This window comes from Arthrobacter oryzae (assembly GCF_003634095.1).
Taxonomy (GTDB): Bacteria; Actinomycetota; Actinomycetes; order Actinomycetales; family Micrococcaceae; genus Arthrobacter; species Arthrobacter oryzae.
On record NZ_RBIR01000002.1, the window covers coordinates 192,746 to 206,716 of the forward strand.

The window sequence follows — 13,971 nt, forward strand, 5'->3', positions numbered from 1 at the left end:
GCGTGACCCGCGGGACGGCTTCAGTACACAGGTTTGCCGGGTTCCACGTCCCGCACCCAGGCCAGGATGCCGCCTTCCAGGTGGCTGACGCGCTCGTAACCGGCAGCGCGGGCCGCTGACAGGACGGCGGCGGACCGTGTCCCGGCCTTGCAGTGGAAGACGATCTCGGCGTCCTGAGGCAGTTCCTGCCAGGCTTCCCCCGCGAGGATGCGGCCCTGCGGGATCAGCACCGACCCTTCGATGTGGACGATCTCGTGCTCGCCGCTCTCCCGCACGTCCACCAGGTGGAAGTCCTTGAGACCGGCGCTACGGGAGGCCAGCATGGTGGCGAGCTGGGTCGCGGTGACGGTGTGCTCCGTGCCGGCCTCCGCCGTGGGCGTGATCCCGCAGAACGCCTCATAATCCGTAAGTTCCGTGATGCGCGCGGCAGCAGGGTCGCGGGCCACCTTGATCTCCCGCCAGGTGCCGCCCAGCGCGTCGTAGAGCGCCAGCCGGCCAAGGAGTGACCGCCCGACGCCGGTGATCAGCTTGACCGCCTCGGTCACCATCAGCGATCCCACGGCGGCACACAGCATGCCGAACACGCCGCCTTCCCCGCAGGACGGCACGGACCCGGCCGGCGGCGCCTCCGGGTAGAGGTCCCGGTAAGTGGGGCCGTGCGTTTCCCAGAAAACGCTCACCTGGCCGTCGAAGCGGAAGATCGACCCCCAGACGTAAGGCTTTCCCAGAATGGCGGCGGCATCGTTGACGAGGTAGCGGGTGGCAAAGTTGTCCGCTCCGTCGAGAATGAGGTCGTAGCCGGCGAAAAGGTCCAAAGCGTTGGACGCGTCGAGGCGGACATTGTGGAGCCGGACGTTCACGAGCGGGTTCAGGGCGGCGATTGCATCGCGTGCGGATTCGATCTTGGGCCTGCCCACGTCCGCGACACCATGGATGATCTGCCGCTGAAGATTGCTCAGGTCGACGTCGTCGTCGTCGACTATGCCGAGGGTACCCACTCCGGCGGCGGCGAGGTAGAGGAGGGCCGGAGAACCAAGGCCGCCGGCCCCAATCACCAGAACCTTCGCGTTCTTGAGGCGGCGCTGACCGATCGCCCCGATTTCCGGAATAATCAGGTGGCGCGAGTAGCGCTCCACCTCCTCCGGGCTGAGATCCGCTGCCGGGTCAACCAGCGGACCGGGCCGCGGATCCAGCTGCGTCCGGGCGGTTGCGGGGGCACCGTTGGCGGTGAACTTGGAAGCCATACTTCAATCTATGCCCGAAGATACCACCAGGTCATATTACCCGCGCGTAAAGTGTGGTTGAGTGCAGAGTAGTTGAGTGCAAATAGGGTTCAGTCGCGCTGCGCGCACTTGGGTGAATAGGGAAAGAAGGCCGACAGTGGTTCATCAGGCACCGGTGGAGCGGGACGAGACCGGCAAGCCGCCGGCCGGGCAGGCGCGGAGCGGACAGCGTTCGGCACGGCTCCCCCGTGACGAGCGCCGGGCTCAGCTGCTGGCGGCCGCGCAGGAAGTGTTCGTGGCGAACGGCTACCACGGCGCCGCCATGGACGAGATCGCCGAGACGGCCCATGTCAGCAAGCCGGTGCTGTACCAGCACTTCCCGTCCAAGCGGGACCTCTACCTGGCCCTGCTGGACAGCCATCTGAGCAAGCTGATCGACCTCCTCCTGGGCGCCCTGAATTCCACCAGCGACAATGACGAACGCGTCCAGGCGGTGATGCGCGCTTATTTCCGCTTCATCGCCCACGACGACCAGGCGCACCGGCTCGTCTTCGAATCCGACCTGATCAACGACCCCGACGTCAGCGCGCGGCTGGAAACGTTCAACAAGACCTTTGCCGACGCCGTCGCCCGCGTCATCGCCGAGGACACCAAGCTGCCGGAGCTGGAGGCCCAGCTGCTGGGCCGGGGACTGGCCGGCTTGGCCCAGGTGAGCGCCCGGTACTGGCTGGAAACGGACGGAAACCTGGATCTCGATGTGGCCAGCGATCTCATCTACCGTTTAGCTTGGCGCGGAATCTCCCGCTTCCCCAAGGAAACCTAGGCTACAAATAGAGATTGACCTTGGACTTTTATTGGACGTTGACTGGCTGGGAGGCCCTGCAGTGGAAGTAAAGATTGGCATTCAGAACATCGGCCGCGAAATTGTGCTCGAATCGGCGCAGGACGCTGAAGCGGTCGCCAAGGTGGTGGGCGACGCGATCGCTAAGGGCGGCGAACTGCGGCTGAAGGACGACAAGGGCCGTCTGGTGATCGTCCCCGCGAACGTCCTGGGCTACGTGGAAATCGGTGCAGAAGAGGCCCGCCGCGTCGGTTTCGGCGCGCTGTAGCCCGGCTCGAGGTGTCCGGAATGCTTTCCCTGATTGTGGTCGCCATGGTGACCATTGCTGCGGGCTTCGTGGTGTGGGCCAATGACAAGCGGCACACGAAATACGGCATCAGCGTCCCGGCGGCCGTCGCGGCCGCGGTCGGCATGCTCAGCTGGATTATCTTCATGGCGGCCGGGTTCGGCTACCAGCCGGGCCTTACCTGGATCCCTTGGATCCTGCCGATGATTCTGGGCACTGCGGCCTCCATTGCCGCTGCCGTGTACCTCGGCAAGGTCCGCACCCGGCACGACACTGACCGGCTGACCGCCATCCTGAAGCTCTAACGGACGCCTGCAAGCAGCGGCAGCACGGGATCCGCGTCGGGAGGTCCGGTCGCCGCCCGTCCCGCCACGCAGTCCCCCGCCGGTACCAATTCATCCGTGACCACGCGCCCAACAGGGTGCGTGGTCACGGTTCGTTGCGGGCCCGCGACCGGTCGGAACGTGCCTTAGGGCCCTTTTGCCGACCTGGGACGACGCCGGGCCGGGTCGGTCCCGCCGTCCGGGCCGCCGTCCGGCCCGGCGTCGGGCGCGCCCGCTTAGGCGCGCCCGTTTAGAGGAACTCGGCGCGGCCTTCCATGGCCGATGACGCCAGCGCGTGCTCGCGCCGCGGGATCCTGCCGGCCGCTTTCGCCAGCCGGCCTGCGATGACGGCGTGTTTGAAGGCTTCCCCCATGAGTGCGGGGTTCTGGGCCCGGGTCACGGCCGTGGCCAACAGCACGGCATCGCAGCCGAGTTCCATGGCAAGGGCCGCGTCGGAGGCCGTGCCGATCCCTGCATCCAGAACCACGGGCACGGACGCCCGCGAGACGATCAGCTCGATGTTGTGCGGGTTCAGGATGCCCAGGCCGGTGCCGATCGGAGCACCCAGCGGCATGACAGCCGTTGCGCCGAGGTTTTCCAGGCGGAGGGCAAGTACGGGGTCGTCGTTGGTGTAGGCGAAAACCTTGAAACCGCGGGCCACGAGCTGCTCTGTGGCGTCCACGAGCTCCACCGCGTCCGGCAGCAGGGTGTGCTCGTCGGCAATGACCTCCAGCTTGACCCAGTCCGTTTCCAAGGCCTCCCGGGCCAGTTCGGCGGTGAGGACGGCGTCCTTGGCGGTGAAGCAGCCGGCTGTGTTGGGCAGCACCCGGATGTGATGGTCCACGAGCAGCTGGAACAGCGAGCCCGTCTCCGCGGGCGAATAGCGGCGCATCGCCACGGTGGTCAGTTCCGTCCCCGAGGCCACGAGAGCGGCGCCCAACCCGTCGAGGCTCGGCGCGCCGCCGGTGCCCATGATCAGGCGGGAGCCGAGCGTTACGCCGTCGACCACGAACGGATCGGCCACGGCGGCTGATACAGCCGGAACCGCCGCTGTTCCCGCGATGGTTGTCTCATTCATGCTGGTCATCCTCCCTGGACTGCCGTGACAAGTTCGACGTCGTCGCCGTCGGCGAGCGCCGTGGCGTGCCACTGGCTTCGTGGCACCACCTCCGCATTGCGGGCCACCGCGACGCCGAGCTTCTGCCCGTCGGCCGCCCGGCCGTCCGGACCGATGTTCCGGCCCGTGAGCTGGCTGACGAGGGTGCTGACGGAGGCGCCGTCGGCGACGGTCTGCTCCGATCCGTTCAGTCTGATGTTCATGCTGCTTCCTTGTTGGGGCTGTCCCCGGACGTATCCGGGATACGGGAAAAACGGTCGGGGCGGAAACCGGCCCAGCGCGGGTCCGCCGTTCCGTCCATGAGCTGCCGGCAGACGACGGCGGCCGCGGGGGTCAGCAGGACGCCGTGCCGGAAGAAGCCCGTGGCGATGATGAGTCCAGGGAGGTCCCCGCCGTCCGGCCCCGGGACGCGTCCGAGCAACGGAGCGTTGTCCGGCGTTCCCGGGCGCGCCCGCGCCGTGGCTTCGAGCAGCTCCAGTTCGGCCACCGCGGGCACCAGCAGCTGCGCGTCCCTCAGCAGCTGGTAGACGCCGCCGGCAGAGACGGCATGGGGATCCGAGGGGCCGTCCTCGCGCTGGGTGGCTCCGATCACCACGGTGCCGTCCTGCCGGGGGACGATGTACACGGGCACCCCGCGCACCATGCCCCGCACGGTGGCCGTGAGCAGTGGCTGCAGGTGCGCGGGCACGCGGAGCCGCAGGATGTCGCCGTAGACCGGCCGCAGGGGCAGGACGAGTCCGGCGGGCAGTCCGCCGAGCCCGGCCGCGCCGAGCCCGTTGGCCACCACGGTTTCCGCGGCCCGCACGGCACCGCCGCCCTCCAGCCGGACCCCGGCAACGCGGCCGTCTTCCCAGAGCAGTCCCGCCGCGCGGCGCCGGACGAAGCTGCTGCGCCCGTCTGCCTCGAGCAGCTCGGCGAGGCGCGCGAGCAGCCGGCGGGGGTCCACCTGGTGGTCGGCCGGGATGTCGAAGGCACAGGAGATGCCGGGGCTCAGCAGGGGCTCCCGGCCGCGTGCCTCGCGCACGGCCAGCGGTTCCACGCTGAGGCCGCAGGACTGCTGGACTTCGCGCAGGTCCGCGAGCGCGCGCCGGTCCGCCGCGTCCGCCCCGACGGCGAGCGTCGGCGTCGTCAAATAACCGGTATCGGCCCCGGCTGCTTCCCCGGCGGCACCGGCCTCGATCCCGGCCGCGAACCCGGGCCACAGCCGGGAGGACTCCAGCATCAGTTCGAGGAGCTGTTCTTCCTGGTAGTGGAGTTCGCTGACCGGGGCGAGCATGCCGGCCGCGGCCCAGCTGGCTCCGCTGCCGGGCGCGTCATCGATCACAATCACGGACCGGCCCGCGCGGCTGGCCTCAAAGGCGATGCCATGGCCGATCACCCCGCCGCCGATCACGGCAACGTCAGCGGCGAAGTCCCCTACTGTGCTGTCCCCTGCGGCGCTGTGCCGTCCCCGCGGCCCCGCAGCGGGGCCGGCTGCGGGGCCGGCTGCGGGGCCGGCTGCGGTGCCGGGCCCGGTGTCACAATCCCTGGAAGCGGCGTCATCTGCGGCTTCGGCTTCACGGCCTGCTGCTGTGCCCATGAAAAATTCCTTCCCTACGCCGGTACTAGCCGGATCAGGTCAAGCGGTCGGCTCTGACGCCCTCTCAGCCGGGCAGCGGTGGCATGGCCGCTGCGGGCTCCCGCGGTATGGGCCCAGTTTAGAGGAACTAGGCTTCTCTCATGAGCCAGGACTCCCTCCACACCACTGCCCGCCTCTACTTGTGCACCGACGCCCGCCGGGACCGCGGCGACTTCGCGGACTTCGTGGACGCCGCGTTCGCCGGCGGGGTGGACATCATCCAGCTGCGCGACAAGTCACTCGAAGCAACCGAGGAACTGGAACTCCTCGAGGTCCTGCAGGCCGCGGCGCAGCGCCACGGCCGGCTCTGGGCCGTCAACGACCGGGCGGACATCGGATCCCTGTCCGGGGCGCCGGTGTTCCATATCGGGCAGAAGGACATTTCGCTGGACGCCGCCCGCGGCTTCCTCGGCAAGGACACCGTGATCGGGCTGTCCACCCACAGCCCGGAGCAGGTGGACGCCGCCATTGCGTCCTCGCCTGGCCGGAAGGGACTCGACTACTTCTGCGTGGGCCCCGTGTGGGCGACTCCCACGAAGCCGGGACGGGCCGCCGTCGGCCTCGACCTGGTGCGTTACGCCGCCCGGGCAACCGGCGGGGCGGACGCGGAAGGCACCGGCAACGCGGACGGCCCGGCAGGAAGCTTGCTGCCGTGGTTCGCGATCGGCGGGATCGATCTCGGCAATGTGGAGCAGGTGGTCGACGCCGGTGCCCGGCGGATCGTCGTGGTCCGGGCCATCACCGACGCCGATGATCCGGCCCACGCCGCCGCCGCACTGCTGGCGGCCCTGGACGCCCGCTGATTCCCGGGCGGGCTGCCCGGCGGCGAACCTAGCCGGGCAGCCCCAGTTGCGCCATCCGGCGCGCGTGGTTCGCCGCGAGCTCGACCGTCAGGGCACGGACCAGCTCCCTGGCGCCGGCGTCGTCCAGGCCGGACAGGCCGCCGAGGAGTTCGTGCTCCAGGCTGACCCGCTGGGCCTGGCTCAGGGCCTCGCCCAGCAAGCGCCTGGCCCACAGCGCCAGCCGTGACGCCAGCCGGGGGTCATCGGACAGGGCCGCCTTGAGCCGTTCCTGCAAGACCGTGGTGGCGGCGTCGGCAGACTGAACCTGACCGATCAGTTCCCTGGTTCCGGCGTCGACGTACCGGGCGACGGCGCGGTAGAAGTCCGCGGAAACGGTATCGATCACGTAGGCCTTCATGAGGGATTCGTACCAGTCCGCCGGGCGCGTCCGCTCGTGGAAGTGGTCCACGGAGGGCTGAAACGGCAGCATGGCGGCCTCGGTGTCCATGCCCATGCCCTCAAGCCGGTCCCGGACGAGTTCGTAGTGCTGGAACTCGGCCACGGCGAGCCTGCCCAGCACCGCACGGTCGTGCAGCGTGGGCGAATATCGGGCATCAGAGGACAGCCGTTCGAAGGCCGAAAGCTCGCCGTAGGCCATGACCCCCAGCAGATCCGTCAGGAAGCTGTTGTAGCGGGCGGGATCGCCCGGGCTTGCGCTCATATTCCAAGACTAATCGCGGAAATCGGGCTAACCTGATTTTCGTGTCACATCATCGCCTGACCCCGAGCGTTCACGAGCAGCAAAACCAGCTTGCCGAGGCTCTCAAGGCGCTGCGAACCACGCTGGAACTCCCCGGTCCGTTCCCCGAAGATGTGCTGCGAGACGCGGAGGCTGCGGTGGCCGAACACAAGCTGCCGGACCTGGACTTCACGCATGTCGAGTTCGTGACCATCGATCCCGCGTCGTCCACCGACCTCGACCAGGCCCTGTCCATCGAGCGCAGCGGCGAGGGCTACAAGGTGTACTACGCCATTGCCGACGTCCCGTCGTTCGTCGCTCCGGGCGGGGCGCTCGACGCCGAGACCCGGCGCCGCGGCCAGACCTTCTATACGCCGGACGGGCGGATCCCGCTGCATCCGGAGATCATCAGCGAGGCCGCCGGCAGCCTCCTCGCCGGGCAGTTGTGCGCGGCTTTCGTCTGGGAGTTCGAGCTCGACGACGCCGCCGAGGTGACCTCGGTGCTGGTTCGCCGGGCGCAGGTCCGCAGCCGCGCGAAGCTCAGCTACAAGGGCGTCCAGGCCGAGCTCGACGCCGGCACCGCGGTGCCGGTGCTGCAGCTCTTGAAAGAAGTGGGCATCAAGCGGGTGGAGCTGGAACGCAGGCGCGGCGGGGCGAGCCTGAACATGCCCGAGCAGGAGATCCAGCAACTGCCCGACGGCGGCTACCGGATCGTGGCGGCCCCGCCGCTTCCGGTGGAGGACTGGAACGCCCAGATTTCGCTCATGACCGGGATGGCGGCCGCCGCACTGATGCTCCGCGGCAAGGTCGGCATCCTGCGCACCATGCCGGCACCGGACGAGGCGTCGCTGCGGCACTTCCACCGCCAGACCCACGCCCTCGGCAAGCCCTGGGACGGCGAGATGCGGTACGGCGAATATTTGCGGACGCTTGATCCCACCGACCCGCGGCAGCTGGCCATTGTGCATTCCGCCGGCATGCTTTTCCGCGGCGCCGGTTACACGACCTTCGACGGCACCGTGCCGCAGGCCGCCGCCCAGTCCGCCATTGGCGCCGCCTACGCGCATTCGACGGCGCCGCTGCGGCGGCTGGTCGACCGCTTCGTACTGGTGATCTGCGAGGCCCTGAGCAGCGGAACGGAAGTTCCGGCCTGGGCCAGGGAGGCCCTGCCTTCCCTGCCGGCCATCATGGCCACGTCTGACCAGATGGCCGCACGGCTGGAGCGGCTGGCACTGGACACCGTGGAGGCGGCGCTCCTGGTCAACCACGTCGGCCAGGAGTTCGACGCGGTGGTCATCTCGGGCTCCAAGCCGGCGAAGGGCACCGCTGCCAATGGCAAGCCCACCGGCAACGGCAACGGGAACGGCGGCAAGGCCAACGGCAACGGCAACGGGCCGTCCGGAATAGTCCAGATCGCCGAGCCGGCCGTGACCGCGCGGTGCCCCGGCGAGCTGGAACCGGGGACGCAGGTCCGGGTCCGGGTGGTTTCCTCGGACATCGCCACCCGCGAAATCCGGCTGGAGCTGGTGGGCTGAGGATCCGCCGCGGCCCTGGCCCGGCGGCACGATCGGGGCCCCAGTCGAGGATCCGGGCCACGGCCAGCTAGACTGGAGAAGTAGAAATGGATGCCCGGTCGTTGATTTCCATGATTTTCGAATTCAACAAGCCCGCCCCTACGCGATCTTGAGATACACCCGCTGGTCCCCAGTGCCAGCATTTAGATAGCCCGCGATCGGCTTCCACTGGAATTGCTTGCGCCTCTGAGCGTGCTCCGGAATGGTCATTATGGCCGCCCCCGTTGAGCAAGCAGCGCAGCCCAAAATGAATAAGGAAACTCACCTGTGAGTGAATTGCACACGCACCAGCTTCTGACCGATGAGTCCGGCACGGAGACCATCGAGCCCGAAGAGACGATCATTTCGGACGAAAAGCCGCACGAGATCGCCGAAAAGACCTTTGCCGACTTCAACGTCCGCGCCGACATCGTGGAGTCCCTGGCCGACGCCGGCATCACCCACCCGTTCCCGATCCAGGCCATGACGCTGCCGGTCGCATTGGCCGGCCACGACATCATCGGCCAGGCCAAGACCGGCACGGGCAAAACCCTCGGTTTCGGCATTCCGGCGCTGCAGCGCGTCGTGGGCCGTGACGATGCAGGCTTCGACAAGCTGGCCGTTCCCGGCGCCCCGCAGGCCATGGTGATCGTGCCCACGCGCGAACTCGCCGTCCAGGTGGCCAAGGACCTCGAGAACGCCGCGAAGAAGCGCAACGCCCGCATCGCCACCATTTACGGTGGCCGCGCCTACGAGCCGCAGGTCGAGGCGCTGAAGAACGGCGTCGAGATCGTCGTCGGCACTCCCGGCCGCCTGATAGACCTCTACAAGCAGAAGCACCTGAGCCTGAAGAACGTCAAGATCGTCATCCTCGACGAGGCCGACGAGATGCTGGACCTCGGGTTCCTGCCGGACGTCGAAACCCTGATCGCCGGTACCCCCGCGGTGCGCCAGACGCTTCTCTTCTCGGCCACCATGCCCGGCCCGGTCATCGCCATGGCCCGCCGCTACATGACCCAGCCGACCCACATCCGCGCCGCGGACCCGGACGACGAGGGCCTGACCAAGCGCGACATCCGCCAGCTGATCTACCGCGCCCACAGCATGGACAAGGTCGAGGTCGTCGCCCGCATCCTGCAGGCCCGCGGACGCGGCCGCACCATCATTTTCACCAAGACCAAGCGCACCGCCGCGAAGGTGGCCGAGGAACTGGTGGACCGCGGTTTCGCCGCGGCCGCCATCCACGGTGACCTCGGCCAGGGCGCCCGCGAGCAGGCGCTGCGCGCCTTCCGCAACAACAAGGTGGACGTCCTCGTGGCCACCGACGTCGCCGCCCGCGGCATCGACGTCGACGACGTCACGCACGTGATCAACTACCAGTGCGTCGAGGACGAAAAGATCTACCTGCACCGCGTCGGCCGCACCGGCCGCGCCGGCAACAAGGGCACGGCCGTGACCTTTGTCGACTGGGACGACATGCCGCGCTGGGGCCTCATCAACAAGGCCCTGGGCCTGAGCTACCCGGAGCCCGTGGAGACCTACTCCTCCTCGCCGCACCTGTTCGAGGAACTTGATATCCCCGAGGGCACCAAGGGCCGGCTCCCCCGCGACAAGCGTGTGCTGGCCGGCGTCGATGCTGAGGTCCTCGAAGACCTCGGCGAGACCGGCAAGAAGAACACCCGCAGCAGCGCAAAGGACAGCGGCCGTACCGGTGCCCGCGAGGGCAGCCGCACCGCCAGCCGCGACGGCGCCCGCGAGGGCAACCGTACCTCCAGCCGCGAGAACAGCCGCAGCGGCGGTTCCGGTGCCGGCGAAACCGGAGGACGCCCGGCTTCGCGCCGTCGCCGTTCGACCGCCACGGACTCCGCCGCCGCCCCTGCTGAGGCTTCGGCCCAGGCCCCCGTGTCGGCCGCGTCGGCGCGGGCGGCTTCGGCCAGCGCTCCGACCGAGGTGGACCGGGCGACCCGTGCGCGCCGCCGCACCCGCACCCGCCGCCACAACGGCGAAGTGGTGGCCGGCGGCGACGCACAGCCGCGCGGCGCAGAGGCCTAATCCCCTCCATGACTGACACCGTCTGGGCGCCGGACGGCAGCAACCTGGTGGTACACGCGGACAACGCGGACTATCTCCCCACGCTGCCGGACGGCGCCTTCACACTGATTTATGTGGATCCGCCCTTCAACACCGGACGGGTCCAGCGGCGCCAGGAAACCAAGATGGTGCTCAATGCCGGCGGCGAGGGTGACCGGGTCGGATTCAAGGGCCGGTCCTACGACACCATCAAGGGCGCCCTGCACAGCTACGACGACGCCTTCAGCGACTACTGGTCCTTCCTCGAGCCCCGGCTTGTGGAGGCCTGGCGTTTGCTGGCGGACGACGGGACCCTGTACCTGCACCTGGACTACCGCGAGGTGCACTACGCGAAGGTCATGCTGGACGCGATCTTCGGCCGGGAATGCTTCCTGAACGAGATCATCTGGGCCTACGACTATGGCGCACGCGCGAAGTACCGCTGGCCCACCAAGCACGACAACATCCTTGTCTACGTCAAGAACCCGGCGAAATACCACTTCGACAGCGCCGAGGTGGACCGTGAGCCGTACATGGCCCCCGGGCTGGTCACTCCTGCCAAGCGTGAGCTCGGCAAGCTCCCGACGGACGTCTGGTGGCACACGATCGTCTCACCTACGGGTAAGGAAAAGACCGGCTATCCGACGCAGAAGCCGGAGGGCCTCATCCGGCGGGTCGTGGCGGCCTCGAGCCGGCCCGGCGACTGGTGCCTGGACTTCTTCGCCGGCTCAGGCACGCTCGGCGCCGTGGCCGCGAAACTCGACCGCAGGTTCGTGTGCGTGGACCAGAACCAGGCCGCCGTCGACGTCATGACCAAACGCCTGGCCGTGCAAGCCCAGTTCACTTCCTTCCCGCCGGCCTGACCCTGCCGGGTCAGCGCACCACGGACGAACCGGTGCCCATTTCCTCGATCCGGGCCAGGACTTCGGGCGTGGTCAGGTTTTCCCCCAGCAGGTTCGGCTTCCCGGCGCCGTGATAGTCGGAGGACCCGGTGACCAGCAGGCCGTATTGTTTGGCGATGCGGCGGAGAAACCTCCGGCCTTCCTCGGGGTTGTCGCGGTGGTAGATTTCCAGGCCGGCCAGCCCGGCGTCGACCATCTCCCGGTAGGTCTCCTCCCCCACGATCCGCCCGCGGGCGGAGGCAACGGGGTGCGCAAAAACCGGCACGCCGCCGGCGGCGCGGACCAGTTCGACGGCGAGCGCCGGCTCCGGCGCGTAGTGCTGGACCCAGTAGCGCGAACGTGAGGTGAGGATGGAGCCGAAGGCCTCGGCCCGGTCCTCCACCACACCGGCGGCAACAAGCGCGTCGGCGATGTGCGGGCGGCCGAGGGTAGCGCCCGGAGCCACGTGGTGAATCACGTCGTCCCACGTCAGCGGGTAGTCCTCGGCCAGCAGGGTGACCATTCTTTGCGCCCGCGCGTGCCGGGCATCCTTGGATTTCGTGATTTCCTCCAGCAGCCCCGGATGCGCGGGGTCATGGAGGTAGCTCAGGAGGTGGACGCTGATGCCTTCCGCGGTCCGGCAGGAGATCTCCATGCCAGGGACCAGGGCGACTCCCGTCTTCCGGGCAGCGGCGGCGGCCTCGTCCCATCCGGCCGTGGAGTCGTGATCGGTCAGGGCGATGACATCCAGCCCGGCGCCTGCGGCGGACTCAATGACGTCAGCCGGCGCCTGGGTGCCGTCGGAAACGTTCGAGTGCGCATGCAGGTCTATCCTCACCCCACCAGCCTAGTAGATGGCCGGATCCACAGCCGTGCTGCCGTAAGGGCTGGTGCCCGTGGCGGGGCGCGCGCCGTTGGCCTAAGCCTCGGCGCTGGTGAGACTATGGGACGGTGAACGATGCAGATAACACCCAAGTCTCCGCTTCCCAGCCCCTCGAAGAGCGCGTCAACAACCGCTCGCAGCGGCCCAGCTCCGATGCCTTCAAGGCCTTTATGGCCGGCAACTGGGCTCCGGCCACGCAACACGTCCCCGAACGCGAAGCCGTCGCGGGCCACGCCGCCGCCCGGCGCCGGGCTATTTCAGGCCAGTTCAAAGGTGAACGCCTGGTCATCCCTGCAGGCCCGCTGAAGGTCCGCTCGAACGACTGCGATTACCGCTTCCGGCCGCACTCGGCGTTTGCCCACCTCACCGGCCTCGGCGTGGACCACGAACCTGACGCGGTCCTGATCCTGGAGCCGGTGGCGGAGGGTACGGGCGACGACGGCGGCAACCACCGCGCCACGCTCTACTTCCATCCCCTGGCCGGCCGCGACACCGAGCAGTTCTACGCCGATTCCCGCTCCGGCGAATTCTGGATCGGTGCCCGCCCCAGCCTGGCAGAATTCAAAGCCAGGCTCGGACTGGACACGGCGGACATTGCCGAACTCGAACTCGCGATCACCAAAAATGTCGGCGCGCCGGAGATCGGCGGTATCTCCGTCAGGCTGGTCCGCAAGGTTGACGAGAACATTGACGCCCTCGTCGACACCGCCCGCTACAACACGGCCAAAGACCCCGACAACTTGGACCTGAGCGTCCTCGATGCCCTGGACGAGAAGCTCACCGAGGCCCTCTCCGAACTGCGCTTGCTCAAGGACGAGTGGGAAATCGAGCAGATGAAGATCGCCGTCGCCGCCACCGTGGCCGGCTTCAAGGAGGTCGTCAAGGCCATCCCGCGGGCGCTGACCCACCACCGCGGCGAACGCGTGGTGGAGGGGGCGTTCTTCGCCCGGGCCCGCGAGGAAGGCAACGAGCTCGGCTATGACACCATCGCCGCCTCAGGCAACAACGCCACCGTGCTGCACTGGACCCGGAACACCGGCAAGGTCAACGCTGGCGAGCTGCTGCTCCTGGATGCGGGAGTCGAGGCCGACTCCCTGTACACGGCCGACGTGACCCGGACCCTGCCGGCCAACGGCAAGTACTCCGAGATCCAGCGCAAGGTCTACGAGGCAGTCCTCGACGCCGCCGACGCCGGTTTTGCCGCCGCCCGGCCGGGCACCAAGTTCCGCGACATCCACACCGCGGCCACCACCGTGCTGGCCGAACGGCTCGCCGAGTGGGGCCTCCTGCCCGTCTCCGTCGCGGAGGCGGTCAGCCCCGAAGGCCAGCAGCACCGCCGCTGGATGCCGCACGGCACCAGCCACCACCTGGGCCTGGACGTCCACGACTGTGCCCAGGCGAAGCGGGAGCTCTACCTCGACGGCGTCCTGACGCCCGGGATGGTGTTCACCATTGAGCCCGGCCTGTACTTCAAGAACGAGGACATCGGCATTCCCGAGGAATACCGCGGCATCGGCGTCCGGATCGAGGATGACATCCTCATGACGGCCGACGGCCCGGTCAACCTCAGCGCCGCATTGCCGCGCAAGGCGGACGACGTCGAGTCCTGGATGGCGGGCATCTACCTGGAAGTTGACGGCCAGACGCCGTAGCAT

14 protein-coding genes and 1 riboswitch are annotated in these 13,971 nt (G+C 68.5%); of the genes, 8 read left to right on the forward strand and 6 right to left on the reverse strand.

What is annotated here, in order from left to right:
* Positions 1-20: 20 nt before the first annotated feature.
* Positions 21-1,244, reverse strand: a complete 1,224-nt coding sequence (gene moeB / locus C8D78_RS05170) for a molybdopterin-synthase adenylyltransferase MoeB (RefSeq protein ID WP_120950865.1) — start codon at positions 1,242-1,244, stop codon at positions 21-23.
* A gap of 154 nt (positions 1,245-1,398) precedes the next feature.
* Here moeB and C8D78_RS05175 point away from each other — a divergent pair, with 154 nt between their 5' ends.
* The 3 genes from C8D78_RS05175 (at position 1,399) to C8D78_RS05185 (ending at position 2,655) form a co-directional block, all read left to right on the forward strand.
* Positions 1,399-2,046, forward strand: a complete 648-nt coding sequence (locus tag C8D78_RS05175) for a TetR/AcrR family transcriptional regulator (RefSeq protein WP_120950867.1) — start codon at positions 1,399-1,401, stop codon at positions 2,044-2,046.
* A gap of 61 nt (positions 2,047-2,107) precedes the next feature.
* Positions 2,108-2,332 (forward strand): DUF3107 domain-containing protein, encoded by a 225-nt coding sequence (locus tag C8D78_RS05180; RefSeq protein ID WP_120951722.1) that lies wholly within the window; start codon positions 2,108-2,110, stop codon positions 2,330-2,332.
* A gap of 20 nt (positions 2,333-2,352) precedes the next feature.
* The gene (locus C8D78_RS05185; protein WP_120950869.1) at positions 2,353-2,655 is read left to right on the forward strand and encodes a hypothetical protein; all 303 of its coding nucleotides are present in this window, start codon (positions 2,353-2,355) and stop codon (positions 2,653-2,655) included.
* Between the two features lie 268 nt (positions 2,656-2,923).
* On the opposite strand, the gene C8D78_RS05190 is transcribed toward C8D78_RS05185, so the two are convergent.
* The 3 genes from C8D78_RS05190 to thiO form a co-directional block, all read right to left on the reverse strand.
* Entirely contained in the window at positions 2,924-3,751 is an 828-nt protein-coding gene (locus C8D78_RS05190) for a thiazole synthase (protein ID WP_279629520.1), read from the reverse strand.
* A 5-nt stretch (positions 3,752-3,756) separates the two neighbouring features.
* The gene (thiS, locus tag C8D78_RS05195) at positions 3,757-3,993 is read right to left on the reverse strand and encodes a sulfur carrier protein ThiS (protein WP_120950871.1); all 237 of its coding nucleotides are present in this window, start codon (positions 3,991-3,993) and stop codon (positions 3,757-3,759) included.
* Positions 3,990-5,369, reverse strand: coding sequence for a glycine oxidase ThiO (gene thiO / locus C8D78_RS05200; protein ID WP_120950873.1), 1,380 nt, complete (start codon positions 5,367-5,369; stop codon positions 3,990-3,992). Before thiO ends, thiS begins: the two co-directional genes overlap by 4 nt.
* Positions 5,363-5,483: riboswitch (TPP riboswitch) on the reverse strand. Its footprint overlaps the gene before it by 7 nt.
* A 26-nt stretch (positions 5,484-5,509) precedes the next feature.
* Between thiO and thiE the strand changes: the two genes are divergently transcribed.
* On the forward strand, positions 5,510-6,211 hold the full coding sequence (gene thiE, locus C8D78_RS05205) for a thiamine phosphate synthase (protein ID WP_120950875.1): 702 nt from the start codon (positions 5,510-5,512) through the stop codon (positions 6,209-6,211).
* Positions 6,212-6,239: 28 nt separating this feature from the next.
* On the opposite strand, the gene C8D78_RS05210 is transcribed toward thiE, so the two are convergent.
* The gene (locus C8D78_RS05210; protein WP_120950877.1) at positions 6,240-6,911 is read right to left on the reverse strand and encodes a ferritin-like fold-containing protein; all 672 of its coding nucleotides are present in this window, start codon (positions 6,909-6,911) and stop codon (positions 6,240-6,242) included.
* A gap of 41 nt (positions 6,912-6,952) precedes the next feature.
* On the opposite strand from C8D78_RS05210, the gene C8D78_RS05215 reads away from it, so the two are divergent.
* From C8D78_RS05215 to C8D78_RS05225, 3 genes are all read left to right on the forward strand, one after another.
* Positions 6,953-8,464: an RNB domain-containing ribonuclease gene (locus tag C8D78_RS05215; protein WP_120950879.1), complete on the forward strand. Its 1,512-nt coding sequence runs from the start codon at positions 6,953-6,955 to the stop codon at positions 8,462-8,464.
* A 306-nt stretch (positions 8,465-8,770) separates the two neighbouring features.
* A complete protein-coding gene (locus C8D78_RS05220; protein WP_120950881.1) occupies positions 8,771-10,534 on the forward strand; it encodes a DEAD/DEAH box helicase in 1,764 nt (587 codons plus the stop codon).
* Positions 10,535-10,542: 8 nt separating this feature from the next.
* The gene (locus C8D78_RS05225; RefSeq protein ID WP_120950883.1) at positions 10,543-11,415 is read left to right on the forward strand and encodes a DNA-methyltransferase; all 873 of its coding nucleotides are present in this window, start codon (positions 10,543-10,545) and stop codon (positions 11,413-11,415) included.
* 10 nt (positions 11,416-11,425) lie between these two features.
* Here C8D78_RS05225 and C8D78_RS05230 read toward each other — a convergent pair whose 3' ends face one another.
* A complete protein-coding gene (locus C8D78_RS05230; RefSeq protein ID WP_120950885.1) occupies positions 11,426-12,271 on the reverse strand; it encodes a PHP domain-containing protein in 846 nt (281 codons plus the stop codon).
* Positions 12,272-12,384: 113 nt separating this feature from the next.
* Between C8D78_RS05230 and C8D78_RS05235 the strand changes: the two genes are divergently transcribed.
* On the forward strand, positions 12,385-13,968 hold the full coding sequence (locus C8D78_RS05235; protein WP_120950887.1) for an aminopeptidase P family protein: 1,584 nt from the start codon (positions 12,385-12,387) through the stop codon (positions 13,966-13,968).
* Positions 13,969-13,971: the final 3 nt, after the last annotated feature.